The sequence below is a fragment of the Saccharospirillaceae bacterium genome (genome assembly GCA_022448365.1).
GTDB lineage: Bacteria > Pseudomonadota > Gammaproteobacteria > Pseudomonadales > Oceanobacteraceae > Bacterioplanoides.
On record JAKVCS010000003.1, the window covers coordinates 501,366 to 515,413 of the forward strand.

General features: G+C 49.4%; 14 protein-coding genes. 9 read left to right on the forward strand and 5 right to left on the reverse strand.

Features of this window, described 5'->3' with window-relative positions:
* Window positions 1-103: 103 nt before the first annotated feature.
* From MK185_05950 to ttcA, 7 genes are all read left to right on the forward strand, one after another.
* Window positions 104-607: a FixH family protein gene (locus MK185_05950; protein ID MCH2040158.1), complete on the forward strand. Its 504-nt coding sequence runs from the start codon at window positions 104-106 to the stop codon at window positions 605-607.
* Window positions 604-3,021: a cadmium-translocating P-type ATPase gene (gene cadA / locus MK185_05955; GenBank protein MCH2040159.1), complete on the forward strand. Its 2,418-nt coding sequence runs from the start codon at window positions 604-606 to the stop codon at window positions 3,019-3,021. The genes MK185_05950 and cadA overlap by 4 nt, the downstream gene beginning before the upstream one ends.
* A 2-nt stretch (window positions 3,022-3,023) precedes the next feature.
* A complete protein-coding gene (gene ccoS / locus MK185_05960) occupies window positions 3,024-3,236 on the forward strand; it encodes a cbb3-type cytochrome oxidase assembly protein CcoS (GenBank protein MCH2040160.1) in 213 nt (70 codons plus the stop codon).
* Between the two features lie 6 nt (window positions 3,237-3,242).
* A complete protein-coding gene (locus MK185_05965) occupies window positions 3,243-3,923 on the forward strand; it encodes a sulfite exporter TauE/SafE family protein (protein MCH2040161.1) in 681 nt (226 codons plus the stop codon).
* A gap of 87 nt (window positions 3,924-4,010) precedes the next feature.
* Complete coding sequence (gene fnr, locus MK185_05970; protein ID MCH2040162.1) at window positions 4,011-4,766, forward strand: fumarate/nitrate reduction transcriptional regulator Fnr; 756 nt, start codon at window positions 4,011-4,013, stop codon at window positions 4,764-4,766.
* Between the two features lie 290 nt (window positions 4,767-5,056).
* Window positions 5,057-5,551: a hypothetical protein gene (locus MK185_05975; protein ID MCH2040163.1), complete on the forward strand. Its 495-nt coding sequence runs from the start codon at window positions 5,057-5,059 to the stop codon at window positions 5,549-5,551.
* A 229-nt stretch (window positions 5,552-5,780) separates the two neighbouring features.
* On the forward strand, window positions 5,781-6,629 hold the full coding sequence (gene ttcA, locus MK185_05980) for a tRNA 2-thiocytidine(32) synthetase TtcA (GenBank protein MCH2040164.1): 849 nt from the start codon (window positions 5,781-5,783) through the stop codon (window positions 6,627-6,629).
* Between the two features lie 10 nt (window positions 6,630-6,639).
* Here the strand turns inward: ttcA and MK185_05985 are convergent, their stop codons facing one another.
* Window positions 6,640-7,092: a hypothetical protein gene (locus MK185_05985; protein ID MCH2040165.1), complete on the reverse strand. Its 453-nt coding sequence runs from the start codon at window positions 7,090-7,092 to the stop codon at window positions 6,640-6,642.
* 87 nt (window positions 7,093-7,179) lie between these two features.
* Window positions 7,180-7,734, reverse strand: a complete 555-nt coding sequence (greB, locus tag MK185_05990) for a transcription elongation factor GreB (protein MCH2040166.1) — start codon at window positions 7,732-7,734, stop codon at window positions 7,180-7,182.
* A gap of 96 nt (window positions 7,735-7,830) precedes the next feature.
* Here greB and MK185_05995 point away from each other — a divergent pair, with 96 nt between their 5' ends.
* A complete protein-coding gene (locus MK185_05995; protein MCH2040167.1) occupies window positions 7,831-8,109 on the forward strand; it encodes a hypothetical protein in 279 nt (92 codons plus the stop codon).
* A 297-nt stretch (window positions 8,110-8,406) separates the two neighbouring features.
* Here MK185_05995 and fadA read toward each other — a convergent pair whose 3' ends face one another.
* Window positions 8,407-9,579 carry an acetyl-CoA C-acyltransferase FadA gene (gene fadA / locus MK185_06000; GenBank protein ID MCH2040168.1) on the reverse strand — a complete coding sequence of 391 codons (1,173 nt, stop codon included), beginning with the start codon at window positions 9,577-9,579 and terminating at the stop codon, window positions 8,407-8,409.
* Between the two features lie 24 nt (window positions 9,580-9,603).
* Entirely contained in the window at window positions 9,604-11,751 is a 2,148-nt protein-coding gene (gene fadB, locus MK185_06005; protein ID MCH2040169.1) for a fatty acid oxidation complex subunit alpha FadB, read from the reverse strand.
* A gap of 409 nt (window positions 11,752-12,160) precedes the next feature.
* On the opposite strand from fadB, the gene MK185_06010 reads away from it, so the two are divergent.
* A complete protein-coding gene (locus tag MK185_06010; GenBank protein MCH2040170.1) occupies window positions 12,161-12,940 on the forward strand; it encodes a hypothetical protein in 780 nt (259 codons plus the stop codon).
* Between the two features lie 233 nt (window positions 12,941-13,173).
* On the opposite strand, the gene sucD is transcribed toward MK185_06010, so the two are convergent.
* Window positions 13,174-14,046, reverse strand: a complete 873-nt coding sequence (gene sucD / locus MK185_06015) for a succinate--CoA ligase subunit alpha (protein ID MCH2040171.1) — start codon at window positions 14,044-14,046, stop codon at window positions 13,174-13,176.
* Between the last annotated feature and the right edge of the window lie 2 nt (window positions 14,047-14,048).

Below are 14,048 nucleotides of genomic sequence, written 5' to 3' on the forward strand. Positions count from 1 at the left end.
AGTGCTAGAGCGCAATCGCCCAAGTCGTTAAACTTGGCCGGCTTTTTATGGGTAGCGGCTACCCGATTACGATGAGCGCTGAGTAACCACAAAGAGAATCCGGATGAAACCTGAGAATCAAGAACGCATTACCCGCTGGTATCAGGAGCCCTACATGCTGCTGGTCATCGGCATTCCGATCGTTGCCGTTATGTGGGGGGTCGTGATGTTATCTGCAGCACTCAGTGGAAAGGATTCTTTGGTGAGCGACAGTTATTACAAAGACGGCATGGCTTACACCCAGGATCATGAGGCTGATGAAAAAGCCAAGCGATTACAAGTCAGCGGTAACGCCGTTTTCACCGCCGACGAAGTTCGCGTCATTATTGATGGTTATCTGGATGATTTTCCACACACGTTAAGGATGACACTGATCCACCCAACACTGGAAGATCAGGATCAGGTTTTACTGCTACAGAAAATGGCTGACGGCAGCTATGCCGGTGTTAACGACATGAACTTACCGGGTAAACGTCGCATCTGGCTGGACAGCCTGGATCAAGGCTGGCGTATCCGCGCGCATCCTTTCATCGAAGCAGGGAAGGACATTGCGCTTAGCTCCAAATGAGTAAACATCAAAGCTGTTTCCACTGCGGTGAACTCACTGACGAAGGCGATCGCTGGGCGACTGAAATAGACGGCCAACAACAACCCATGTGTTGCCCGGGTTGCAAAGCCGTTGCTGAAACCATTATTTCCAGTGGCCTGAAAGACTATTACAAACACAGAACGGAATTACCCGAGCTATCCCCTGCCGACGGGGATGATCAGGATCTGACGGCCCGCGACACCCTCAAGCTCTACGACTCTGAAGCGTTACAACGCAATTTTGTTGCACGTAATGACGATCTTGCAGAGGCCACCCTGATTATTGATGGCATTAGCTGTGCAGCCTGTGCCTGGTTGATTGAACACCGCATGAATCAACTCGAAGGAGTAGATAGCGCCGTTCTCAATTTATCAAACCACCGTCTCGTTCTTCGTTGGAACTACCACCAGATTGCAGTTTCTCACCTGATTGAGGCCATCTATCGTCTTGGTTATCGTGCTTCACCGTTTTCTGCTACCGAGCAGGAAGAACAGCGCGCTCGGGAAGGTAAACAAGCCATACGTCGCCTTGCCGTCGCTGGTATAGGCATGATGCAGGTGATGATGCTGTCGGTGCCACTTTACGTCGGAATGGCCGCGCAGTACGAAGTTTTTATGCGCTTTGCCGCGATGCTGCTAACGCTGCCCGTGGTGCTGTTCAGTGCCAAACCGTTTTTTATAACCGCACTTCGCGATCTCAGAACCCGTCATCTGACCATGGATGTGCCGGTTTCCCTGGCTATCCTGCTGGCCTTCGGGGCCAGCATATGGAGTACCCTGAATCAGGGAGTTGAAGTCTATTTTGACTCTGTCTGCATGTTCACCTTTTTTCTGCTGCTTGGCCGCTATCTGGAAATGCGTGCACGACATCGCATGGGGAAAGCCGGTAATAATTTAATGACGTTGCTGCCAAACGTTGCTCTGAAAGTGGTCGAGGGCGAGGAAGATCAGGTGATTAGCAGCGATGAAATACTTGTTGGCGATGTCCTGCGTTTAAAACCCGGACATTCAATACCCGCCGATGGTGAGGTAATTGCAGGACACAGTTCAGTCGATGAGGCTGCACTGACGGGCGAATATCTGCCAGTCACCAAATCGCCGGGGGACGGCTTAATAGGCGGAACTTTTAACGTTGAAAGCCCGATGTTGATGAAGGTGACAGCCACCGGTGCCGAAGCGCAGCTCTCGACTATCATGCGCTTGATGGATCGCGCGCAGCAGGAAAAACCTCAGATTGCTTTGATTGCTGATCGGGTTGCCAGCCGGTTTGTTGCTGCAGTGCTTTTGGTCTCAGGCTCAGTATTTGGATTCTGGACCTGGCAGGGAAATGAGCACGCTTTCTTCATTGCTTTGTCGGTGCTGGTTGTTACCTGCCCTTGCGCCTTATCTCTGGCAACACCGACCGCTTTGACAGCAGCAACCGCCGCTCTGCGCGAAGAAGGTTTATTAATCAGTAAAGGCCATGTTCTGGAAACACTGCGACGAGTTGATCGTGTCGTGTTCGATAAAACCGGTACTCTGACTCTCGGTCGGCTGACGTTGGAGCAGGTCATTCCTCTGGCCGACATGAGTGAGCAACGGATTCTGGCATTAGCAGCCGGGCTGGAACAACACTCCAGTCATCCAATTGCCAGGGCGTTCCGTGATGTAGCACCAGAAAACGTAACCGACATTGAACAAATTCCAGCACAGGGGATTCAGGGAAGCTGGCAACAGCAAACGTTCCGTATGGGCCACGCCGCGTTTGCCTGGAATGAAAAAATGACACCCCCTGAGACAAGTCAGCAAGGACAGTGGTTGTTATTGGCAAGCGACCAGCAGCCACTGGCGTGGATTAAAATTAATGATTCATTGCGCAAGTCGTCGTATCGCCTGTTAACTGGCTTGCAGCAGCGCGGCATAAAAACCGCTCTGTTAACGGGAGATCCAAGCCAGTCCGGACAATATGTAGCAGATCAGCTTGGTATCGACGAATTACAGTCTGGTGTTAGCCCCGAACAAAAACTGGCAGCGGTAAAGCAATGGCAAGCCAATGGTGAACGAGTTCTAATGGCGGGTGACGGTATCAATGATGTTCCGGTATTGGCCGGGGCTGATATCTCGCTGGCGGTTAATGAAGCCACAGATCTGGCCAAGACAAACGCTGATACCATTCTGACAAACGGCCGCCTGGAAGTACTGTTGACGGCAATCGATGGCAGCACAGCCACACGCCGCATAATCCGTCAGAATATCACCTGGGCTTTGTTGTATAATTTATTGGCTTTACCACTGGCGTCAGTGGGGTTGATTCCACCATGGGCCGCGGCCATTGGTATGGCATTCAGCTCCCTACTGGTGGTAACTAATGCCCTGCGTCTGACACGCCTGGCGCGTAAACACGGCGGAAACTAATTATGGATATTATCTACGTCCTGGTACCCCTATCACTGGTGCTGTTAAGTATTGCCGTTGGCATTTTTTTCTGGGCCGTGCGCAGCGGTCAGTTCGATGATATGGATTCACCGGCACACAAAATCCTATTCGACGATGACGAACCGGAGGCACCATCGTCCAGGCAACCAGAACAACCAAGAGCCAACACCAGCCAGACATCTGAACCCGAGTGACAGTTAATGGTTGAACCGCTCTCGTTGATCACCGCGTTGCTGATCGGAATGTTCGGCGCCAGTCACTGTCTGGTGATGTGCGGCGGTATTGCAGCTGCTGTAGGAAACAACAGCGCAACCGCCAGAGGTGGTAAATTGTCTGCCATCCTGGCGTTCAATCTCGGCCGCATCAGCTCATACACAGCCGCTGGCGCTCTGGTTGGACTCTTAGGGCTCTGGCTGCAACAGCAACATGACGCCCTGTTACTGCTGCTGCGTTCCGTAGCAGGTCTGATGTTGGTGTTAATGGGTCTCTATGTTGCTCGCTGGGCCACCTGGCTAACGCGCGTTGAACAGGCGGGTCAGTGGTTCTGGAAACATGTTCAGCCGAGTGCCGGAAAGCTGCTGGGCAGAACCAATCTGAGTGCCCGATTTGCACTGGGAATGGTATGGGGATGGCTTCCGTGCGGACTGATATACAGTACGCTCAGCTGGGTTGCTGCAAATGGTGAGCCGCTGATGGGAGCGATCACTATGGCGACATTCGGTCTGGGAACACTACCCGCATTGTTTGCTGGTAGCCTGGCAGCCGCCAATCTGAATCGTTTTTTAAACCATCAAATTACGAAACAAACCGCTGGCTTGCTGCTCATTGGCTACGGATTATGGACGCTCAGCTCTGTATGGTTACCAATTCTTGACAGATAGCTCTGCCGCTAGGAACATGACCCCTGTTTTTGCTTCAACCAAACAACTCTATATCAATAGTGTTGTGATTCGGTCCGTATTCATATTATGAAATCTTCGCTCACACCACCTCGTGGTACCCAAGCCCATTGCCAGACTTGCTCCTTAAACGCTCTGTGCCTGCCACTATCACTCGACGACGCCGATATGGAACGTCTCGACGATATTATCCGCCGTGGCCGCCCTATTCAGAAAGGACAGGTACTGTTTCATCAAGGTGAGCCATTTCAATCGGTCTTTGCTGTGCGCACCGGTGCTTTGAAAACATACACAGTGGCGTCAAACGGTGAAGAACAAATTACCGGCTTTAACCTCGCCAGTGAACTGGTCGGCCTGGCGGGCTACAACAGTGATTTTTACCCGCTTTCCGCAAAAGCGCTGGAAACGACCACAGTGTGCGAAATCCCGCTCAGCCAACTGGAACAACTGGCGGATGAACTGCCGGAGCTTCGTAAGCAGCTGATGCACACAATGGGCACAGAAATTCGCCATGATCAAAACATGATGTTACTCCTCAGCAAGAAAAATGCAGAGGAGCGTGTCGCCTCGTTCCTGCTCGATATCTCCGCCCGCTATGCACGTCGCGGTTTTTCACCGACCCATTTCCGCTTGCCGATGTCCCGTGTGGATATCAGTAATTACCTCGGTCTCGCCGTTGAGACCATCAGCCGTGTTTTCACCCGCTTCCAAAAAACCGGTCTGATCGAAACCCAGGGGCGAGAAATTATTCTGCAGAATATGGAGGGTATAAATCGATTGGCGGGATTGGTGTCCGAGGAGACATGTGACCCAGACGACGGCTGAAATTTCTCTGATCCAAACAGACCCGGTTCGCCCGGGTTTTTTATTGCCTCTTATATTGAATCGATGCGCCTCATTCCAACGGTTCATAATAGCTGCGCATGACCTACCACCCTGCGATTGGCACAAGAAATGCTCAAACTTTAGTGGGAATTCTTGTTTTTGACGCCAGTTATTTGAACAGTGACGGGGCGAAACCTACAAAGTTCCTCTAAGGTTGTACTGCACCCACTCGGCCGATTGACTCTCTAGCAATCAATTGGACTGCAATGCCAGGACACAGAGGACTGATCATGGGGATTTGCACACAGGAACTGAAACGCTGGGTTATAAAACCCACATTGCAACGTTTGCAGGTCACAGATAAAAACGCACTCAAACTGCTTTTGGGTACCGCAGCCCAGGAATCGGCCATGGGTTCACATATAAAAACGTCCGGCCAGAGGGGGTTGGGAATTTATCAGATTCACGGTTTGACCCACCGCCATATCTGGGATGATTTTCTTGCACTTCAACCTGATCTTGCCAGTGTTGTCCGTGGCCTCGCAAGCCAGAGGGACTTCCTCGATCACCCCCATGCCGAGCTGACCACTAACCTGTCTTATGCTACCGCCATCGCCTGGATGAGTTATATACGCCACCCGGAGTTTGCATTACCTGCGAATGCCGACATCGAGATTCTGGCGAAACTATGGAAACGTTTTTATCACTCAAAATCCGATGCAACATGTGAACACTTCATCAATAACTATCGTTTGCTGGTCGAGGGAGTTGGCCAAGTCGCGTGAAACCGTTGCGCATGATCACCGAAAGGACCCTGAATTCTACTGTCGATCGTTACTCACAAGCTGACAATAGTTTCCTGAGTAGCCAGTTTTTGATATAAAGCCCTGCTGAATCGGCCGCCAGGCCCGCATAACACTCCAGGAGCAGTAGCCTGCCATGCAAGACGTTGCCACCTTTGATCCTGCAACCGTGAATCAGCCCGAGCAGTCAGCGGATATTCCTGTTGACCCAATGGCAGAACGTAAACAGAAAACCAACTTTAACAAGTTACAAAAGCGTATCCGACGTAACGTTGGTAAGGCCATTGAAGATTACAATATGATCGAAGACGGCGATAAGATCATGGTGTGTCTTTCTGGCGGTAAAGACTCCTACACCATGCTCGATATCCTGATGAGTCTGCAAAAAAGCGCTCCGGTGAACTTTGAGCTGGTTGCCGTGAATATGGATCAGAAACAACCCGGTTTTCCGGAAGACGTCTTGCCCGCCTATCTGGAATCGATAGGCGTGCCTTACCACATCGTCGAAAAAGATACTTACAGTGTCGTTAAAGACATTATCCCTGAGGGTAAAACAACCTGCAGCCTTTGCTCGCGCCTGCGTCGCGGGACTCTTTACGGATTTGCCGAAAAAATCGGTGCGAATAAGATTGCCCTGGGTCATCACCGCGATGACATTATTGAAACGCTTTTTCTCAATATGTTTCACGGAGGCAAATTAAAAGCGATGCCGCCTAAATTGCTGAGCGATGATAAGCGTCATGTGCTTATTCGCCCACTGGCGTATTGCAAAGAAAAAGATATTGAGAGATTCGCCACCGCTAAAGAATTCCCTATCATCCCATGTAACCTGTGTGGCTCTCAGGAAAATCTGCAGCGTCAGAATATTAAGCAAATGTTAATGCAATGGGATAGAGAGCAACCTGGCCGCAGCGAGAATATTTTCGCTGCGATTTGTAATATTGCGCCATCCCAACTGGGTGATAACAACCTGTTTGATTTCAAAGGTTTGCAAGATCACCAGCAGGGGCCGCATCTGGGTAAAAATCTGAATTTGCTTGATGTCGTTCAGGTGGATTAGGTAGCCACCGCTATAATCCACCTTCATACAATCGAGTTACCTGCATATCGTAACTGCCGGGACCTTTCAGGGTAAACACCATCATGTAACGGCGTTCCGTGTTGATATTTTCCGCCGTTGCCGAAAGCTGACAACTGTTCGGTAACAATTTCGCTGTTGGCATTTCCATCCGCACAGGAAAATCATAAGTCAGTTCTTCGACCATAACGGTAGATGTTGGCTGCGTTGGTGCGCCCGCAATACCTTTGCGTACCCATTGCAGAAACAAACCATGACGACCATCAACCTCTGTCCGAATCAAGCGCACATAGCCACTCCCAGCCTTCGACTTCCAGGGGCAAACGCGTTGAACCTGATCAACCCAGACAGGCAACTTATAAACATCTTTCAACGGTGTAGCGTTGTTGGCCAACGAGGCGCTGCTGAATAGCAGGCCCGCGCAAACATAAGCAAATTTGGACATAGAAACCTCCTGCTTTAAGACTAGCATCTACGACTAATCTGGCTATCAGCAACTGAGACGGATTTCGTTAAATTTATATATCTGATATTAATGATTATCCGCCCAGCGATGACCTTGTCTTTCTCCCTTGTCCCAGTTGGGTTGGCTATAACTCACGGCAACGATGTAATAGCTTTCAATACCCTTTGGTAAGAGAATCTCAACTTCATCATCAAGCTGTTTCCCAAGCAGCCCCCTGGCCAAAGGGGCATCAACACTGATATAACCGCGCTTAAGGTCGATTTCATCTTCACCAACGATTCGATAACGGTATAACTCTTCATTAACATCCTCAAGTTCAATCCAGGCACCAAAATACACTTTGTGTTTATCAGCAGGTTCGCGGTCAACCAAGGTTAATGCTTCTAAGCGCTTGCGCAAAAAACGCAATCGACTGTCAATCTGTCGCAATCGTTTTTTACCGTAAATATACTCGGCGTTTTCTGAGCGATCCCCAAGCTTCGCTGCATCAGAGACCTGTTGAGTGACTCGGGGCCGTTCCAAACGCCATAAATAGTCGTGCTCTTCCTGCAAGGCTTGCGCGCCTTCCGGGGTGATTAACAGGCTACGCTTAGGTAATGGTTTTTTATTTGGCTCACTCATATATCAGACCATTTATTAAATTCCGGTAAACTGCCGTCACAACAGCGCAATACAACGATGTAATACTGATTCACTTTAAGGATTCTTTACAGCCGAATGATCAAACGCAGTGCAAAATTTGTCGCAGCAGTCTTATTAATTATATTAGGTATTGTAATCACGCCACTGCCCATTCCCCTGGGACTACTGAGTATTCTGATCGGCCTGTCGCTTCTGGTCAGTGTCGTTCCGTCAGTACGCCACTGGTTAATTCAGCTGAGACGAAAATATCGCCAGTCATCAGTACGGTTGAATCAGATAGGAAAACGGATGCCTGCTTTTCTGCGTGAGCTTATCGAAGAAACAGATCCTGACAAACCCGAATGCCACAAATGATATCAATTATCATTTACATCTAAGTAAGCTTCCTCTACAGTAAACGGGTATCCCACTCGTAAGGACTGTATTATGACAATCGAAAATACAATCAGTGGCCTGGCAGGCATTCTGCTTATCGCTTTTTGCAGTCTGGCGATTTATCTTCCATCGCACAGCTTCTGAAACACACCAGCGAAGCTATCCACTGGAGAACACAGATCGCTATCTGCCACTGCAAGGAATCGCAGATATAAAAAAACCGGCAACTAAGCCGGTTTTTTTTGATCACCCGAAAGTAATCGCCTGCATATCAGGTTACATGCGCTCCCAAACGGTAGCGATACCCTGACCCAGACCAATACACATCGTAGAAACGCCGTACTTCGCTTCCTTCTGCTCTAATACGTTGATCAGAGTAGTAGAAATACGAGCACCGGAACAACCCAGTGGGTGACCCAGAGCGATTGCACCACCGTGGATGTTAATACGGTCTTCAGCGATGTCTTTCAGCTTCAGATCTTTAACACACGGCAGAGACTGCGCAGCGAATGCTTCGTTCAGTTCCCAGTAGTCGATATCAGTTACGTCCAGACCAGCACGCTTCAGTGCTTTTTTGGTCGCAGGAACTGGACCGTAGCCCATGATCGCAGCATCAACACCAGCAACCGCCATTCCCAGGATGCGAGCACGTGGCTTCAGACCCAGTTCCTGAGCTTTTTCGTAGCTCATCAGCAGCATCGCAGACGCACCATCGGTGATCTGAGAAGAAGTACCTGCAGTTACAGTACCTGCTTTAGGATCGAATGCAGGACGCAGTTTGCCCAGGCTTTCCGCAGTAGTTTCCGGACGAATGGTTTCGTCTTCAGTTACCAGGATTTCTTTACCGTCAGCATCGTGACCGTACATAGGTACGATTTCGTTTTTGAAGTCGCCGTTCAGTGTCGCAGCGTGAGCGCGACGGTGAGAACGTGCAGCGAATTCGTCTTGCTGCTCACGGGAAATGCCGTGCATTTTACCCAGCATTTCAGCCGTCAGACCCATCATGTTCGATGCTTTCGCAGAGAACTTGGATGCTTCCGGGTTGTGGTCGAAACCGTGCTGCATGTTTACGTGGCCCATGTGCTCAACACCACCAACAACGAATACATCGCCGTTGCCAGTCTGAATCGCCTGAGCTGCCGTGTGGATTGCAGACATTGCAGAACCACACAGACGGTTAACAGTTTGCGCGCCCGCTTCTTTAGGCACAACAGACGTCAGAGAGATCTGACGCGCTACGTTGAAGCCCTGTTCCAGAGTCTGGTTTACACAGCCCCAGATTACGTCTTCTACCAGCGCTGGGTTTACACCAGTACGCTCGAACATAGCATTGATCAGGTTTGCAGAAATGGTCTCTGCACGTACGTTGCGGAATACACCACCTTTGGAACGACCCATTGGTGAGCGCACTGCGTCAACAACGACAACGTCTCTTGGATTGTAAGACATAGTTTAATTCTCCTAGTGCGCCAATTAACCGAAGTAGCTTTCGCCGTTCGCAGCCATTTCACGCATGCGATCGGTTGGTTTGTACAGGTTGCCCAGATCAGCGAACTTGTCGCACAGAGCAACAAACTCAGCCATACCAACGGTATCCATGTAACGACATGCACCACCACGGAATGGAGGGAAACCAATACCGAAGATCAGACCCATATCTGCTTCTGCCGGAGTATCAACGATACCCTCTTCCAGACAGCGGGCGATCTCGATGCACAGAGGAATCATACAACGTGCAATGATCTCGTCTGTTTCGAAGTCTTTAGCATCAGCCACAACTGGCTTGATCAGTTCGTACGTTGTTTCATCAACAACTTTCTTCGGCTTACCCTTCTTATCGGTTTCGTAGATGTAGAAACCTTTACCGTTCTTCTGGCCATAACGCTCGTTTTCGAACATTACTTCCATAGAAGTTTTGAAGTCAGCCTTCATGCGGTCAGGGAAACCTTCCGCCATGATTTCGTTAGCGTGAACACCAGTATCAATACCCACAACGTCCAGCAGATAGGCAGGACCCATTGGGAAACCGAACTTCTCCATAACCTTGTCGACTTTTTGGAAGTCGGCACCGTCACGAACCAGGCCAGCGAAACCAGCGAAGTAAGGGAACAGCACACGGTTAACCAGGAAACCTGGGCAGTCGTTTACAACGATTGGGGTCTTACCCATTTTCTTGGCGTAAGCAACAGTAGTCGCAACAGCTTCTTCAGAAGTCTTCTTACCACGGATAACTTCTACCAGAGGCATCATGTGTACCGGGTTGAAGAAGTGCATACCCAGGAAGTTTTCCGGACGCTTCAGGTCTTCAGCCAGCAGATCGATAGAAATGGTAGAGGTATTAGAGGTGATTACAGTGTCTTCACGAACATTGTCTTCCAGCTCAGCCAGAACCATCTTCTTAACTTTTGGATTCTCAACAACAGCTTCAACAACCGTGTCAACATCACCGAACTCAGCGTAAGACAGAGTTGGACGGATGCGGTTCAGAGTCTCACCCATTGCCAGCGGCTTCATCTTCTTGCGCTCAACGCGCTTAGACAGCAGCTTGTTTGCTTCGCTCAGGCCCAGTTCGATACCGGCTTCAGCGATGTCCTTCATCATGATTGGTGTGCCTTTAACAGCAGACTGGTATGCAATACCACCACCCATGATGCCAGCACCCAGTACCGCCGCTTTGTTAGTCGGCTTGGCTGCTTTTTCAGATTCTTTTGCTTTTTTCTTCAGCAGCTGGTCGTTGTTGAACAGACCGATCAGAGCCTGAGACTCAGTGGTCTTAGCCAGCTTAGCAAAACCTTTTGCTTCGGCTTCCAGTGCTTTATCACGGCCAGCGCTAGCCGCTTTCTGCATTGCCTTAATCGCAACGATTGGTGCCGGGTACTGACCTTTGGTCTGGCCCGCAACGAAACCTTTAGCCGTTTCGAATACCATCATTTGTTCCATGCTGTTCAGGTGCAGCTTGGATTTCTTCTCTTCACGACGAGCTTCCCAGTTGATCTCGCCAGCGATTGCAGATTGCAGCATAGCAATTGCCTGCTCCTGCAGTTTGTCTGCAGCAACCACCGCGTCAACAGCGCCGTCTTTCAGAGCTTTTTCTGCTTTGTTTTCAGCGCCCATGCAGATCCATTCGATCGCATTGTCAGCACCAATAACGCGCGGAAGACGCACGGTACCACCGAAACCAGGCATCAGGCCCAGCTTAACTTCCGGCAGACCCACTTTTGCCTTGTCAGACATGATACGCATATCAGTCGACAGACACATTTCGAAACCACCACCCAAGGCGATGCCATTGATTGCAGTCAGCGTTGGTACGCTCAGGTCTTCAACTGCGTTGAACACCAGGTTGGCTTCTGCCACCCATGCAGCGATTTCTTCTTCGCTGTTTTTGAATGCGTCACCGAATTCGGTGATGTCTGCACCAACGATAAAGCAATCTTTACCGGAAGTTACCAGCACACCTTTAACGTCATTATTGCCTTGAATCGCTTCAACTGCTGCCTTAAGGTCTTCCAAAGTAACGCGGTTAAACTTGTTAACTGAGTCGCCTTGCAGATCGAATTTTAACTCGGCGATGCCGCCTTCGATCATATTTACCGTGATGGCTTTACCTTCGTAAATCATCAACTGATCTCCACTTGGGTTAGCTTGAGCTGATCAGAATAGTACCGATCCAGCATTTTGCTTGTGAGTGAACCAACGCTCACGGTCACTTAACTCCTCAAACATGACAACAGAGTTAAACAACCGATTCATACGAGCGTTTGAATCCGTGCTGCACACCTTCGGATAAACCCAGACGAAAGTCAATAGATTGGCCATAATTGCACAGCAGCGCTGTTCAAATTGCGCACAATAGCTGACACACCGACAAAAACACTTACGTTCTGTACGTGCTATTTCCCGCTAGATGAGTAGTTACTGTTCAATTTTGTTACCTTTTGTATCTAAGGCTAGGGCGAATCGGGTCTTTTCACATAAACTCGTACCAGAAACGCTCTCAAAATAATAAAATCAACGGTAGATACATTAAATGATTAGATTCGTTCAAGTTTTGACGCTGAGTTTGCTCGCGCAAATCACCCTAGCAACCCCACAGCAGCTGTTGACTGATCTACAGAAGCTGCGTCTGACCTCAACGGATGTTGTCACTAACTTCTATATGTTCACTGGCTTGGATGCTGATTCGAAATATGATCGACGCATGCAGCAGGGGATGAAGAAATTTGATGTCGCGCTAAAAAGTGCCTCAGAGCAGGCTACCGCCAACGGTGTTGAAAATAGCCTGGCTGCTATCAACGCTGAATGGTCAGAATTCAAAGAGCTTTTGATGGCTAACCGAAACGATATGATGACTCAGGGGTTCCCCGACGTTCGCATGGTCGACGAAATGGGCCGCACCAACCAGGAAATCGTGAAAAAGGTCACAATGACGTATGAGCAGGTTAAACAAACCAGTGGTATCACACCTGCTCCAATAGTACAGAAAGCTCGTTCCTTGGCGTTACTGATGGAAGAAATCACATCTCAGTATGCAGCCCGTGGTACCACCAATCTGGGGCAAGTATTTATGGGTAACTCAGAGCGCTCGTTAGAACAAATGGCAGAAGATTTTCAAGAAGGCCTGGAAGAACTGCGTGCTTTGTTGGCCGATAAAGGGGTAAACAACATCCTCAAAAGCATCAACAGCAAATGGCGTTTCATGGCTCAATCGGTGAAAAATTACAACGAAAACACTGTGCCTTTCTTGGTCGTCAGCTATAACGATCGAATCCTAATGCACCTGGATGAGCTGGAGCAACGTTTTCAGTAGCCTGATTACTTCGTTACTCAAACCCCACCGACGCTACGCATCAGATCACACAAGAGCCTCAGCATTTAGCTGAGGTACGTTTATTACTAATGCCCACGATTTATGACCACCTTGAGCACTCCAGCCCAAGTGAGTTACTCCGGTGCAGCAGGCATAAAAAATCCCCACCGACTCAGGCGAGGATTTCATCAGCAACCGAACAGCGGTGATGCGCTTTCTCGGCAGCTAAGAAGTTACCAGCCGGTGACTTCTTTTAACGCATCACCGATTTGCGCTAAAGATCGTACGGTTTTAACACCGGCATCTTCCAGGGCAGCAAACTTCTCATCTGCCGTGCCTTTACCACCTGAGATGATTGCACCCGCATGACCCATACGCTTGCCTTTCGGCGCAGTAACGCCGGCAATGTATGATACTACAGGCTTGGTGACATTCGCTTTGATGAAAGCTGCTGCTTCTTCTTCAGCAGTACCACCAATCTCACCAATCATAACGATTGCTTCAGTTTGCGGATCGTTCTGGAACAGCTCCAGAATATCGATAAAGTTAGAACCCGGGATCGGGTCACCGCCGATGCCTACACACGTAGACTGGCCAAAACCATAATCGGTCGTTTGCTTAACCGCCTCGTACGTCAGAGTACCGGAACGGGAAACAATACCCACTTTGCCTGGCAGGTGAATATGACCAGGCATGATACCGATCTTACATTCTCCCGGAGTAATGACACCCGGACAGTTAGGACCAATCAGACGAACACCCAGCTCATCACATTTCACTTTACATTCCAGCATATCCAGAACCGGGATATGCTCAGTGATGCATACGATCAGCTTGATACCAGCATTCGCAGCCTCAAGGATAGAGTCTTTACAGAAAGGTGCAGGTACGTAGATTACGGAAGCGTCTGCGCCAGTGGCTTCAACGGCTTCAGCAACGGTATTGAATACAGGTAAACCCAGGTGCTCGGTACCACCTTTGCCTGGCGTAACACCGCCAACCATTTGAGTACCGTATGCAATTGCTTGCTCAGAGTGGAAAGTACCCTGACCGCCAGTGAACCCCTGGCAAATAACTTTGGTGTTTTTATTGATTAAAACGGACATTA

Excerpts from the sequence above, each read along its gene's own strand:
- fadA (MCH2040168.1), bottom strand. The coding sequence starts at position 9,579 with ATGTCTTACAATCCAAGAGACGTTGTCGTTGTTGACGCAGTGCGCTCA.
- MK185_05950 (MCH2040158.1), top strand. The coding sequence starts at position 104 with ATGAAACCTGAGAATCAAGAACGCATTACCCGCTGGTATCAGGAGCCC.
- MK185_05975 (MCH2040163.1), top strand. The coding sequence starts at position 5,057 with ATGGGGATTTGCACACAGGAACTGAAACGCTGGGTTATAAAACCCACA.
- cadA (MCH2040159.1), top strand. The coding sequence starts at position 604 with ATGAGTAAACATCAAAGCTGTTTCCACTGCGGTGAACTCACTGACGAA.
- fnr (MCH2040162.1), top strand. The coding sequence starts at position 4,011 with ATGAAATCTTCGCTCACACCACCTCGTGGTACCCAAGCCCATTGCCAG.
- fadB (MCH2040169.1), bottom strand. The coding sequence starts at position 11,751 with ATGATTTACGAAGGTAAAGCCATCACGGTAAATATGATCGAAGGCGGC.
- greB (MCH2040166.1), bottom strand. The coding sequence starts at position 7,734 with ATGAGTGAGCCAAATAAAAAACCATTACCTAAGCGTAGCCTGTTAATC.
- MK185_05965 (MCH2040161.1), top strand. The coding sequence starts at position 3,243 with ATGGTTGAACCGCTCTCGTTGATCACCGCGTTGCTGATCGGAATGTTC.
- MK185_05985 (MCH2040165.1), bottom strand. The coding sequence starts at position 7,092 with ATGTCCAAATTTGCTTATGTTTGCGCGGGCCTGCTATTCAGCAGCGCC.
- ccoS (MCH2040160.1), top strand. The coding sequence starts at position 3,024 with ATGGATATTATCTACGTCCTGGTACCCCTATCACTGGTGCTGTTAAGT.
- sucD (MCH2040171.1), bottom strand. The coding sequence starts at position 14,046 with ATGTCCGTTTTAATCAATAAAAACACCAAAGTTATTTGCCAGGGGTTC.
- MK185_05995 (MCH2040167.1), top strand. The coding sequence starts at position 7,831 with ATGATCAAACGCAGTGCAAAATTTGTCGCAGCAGTCTTATTAATTATA.
- ttcA (MCH2040164.1), top strand. The coding sequence starts at position 5,781 with ATGGCAGAACGTAAACAGAAAACCAACTTTAACAAGTTACAAAAGCGT.
- MK185_06010 (MCH2040170.1), top strand. The coding sequence starts at position 12,161 with ATGATTAGATTCGTTCAAGTTTTGACGCTGAGTTTGCTCGCGCAAATC.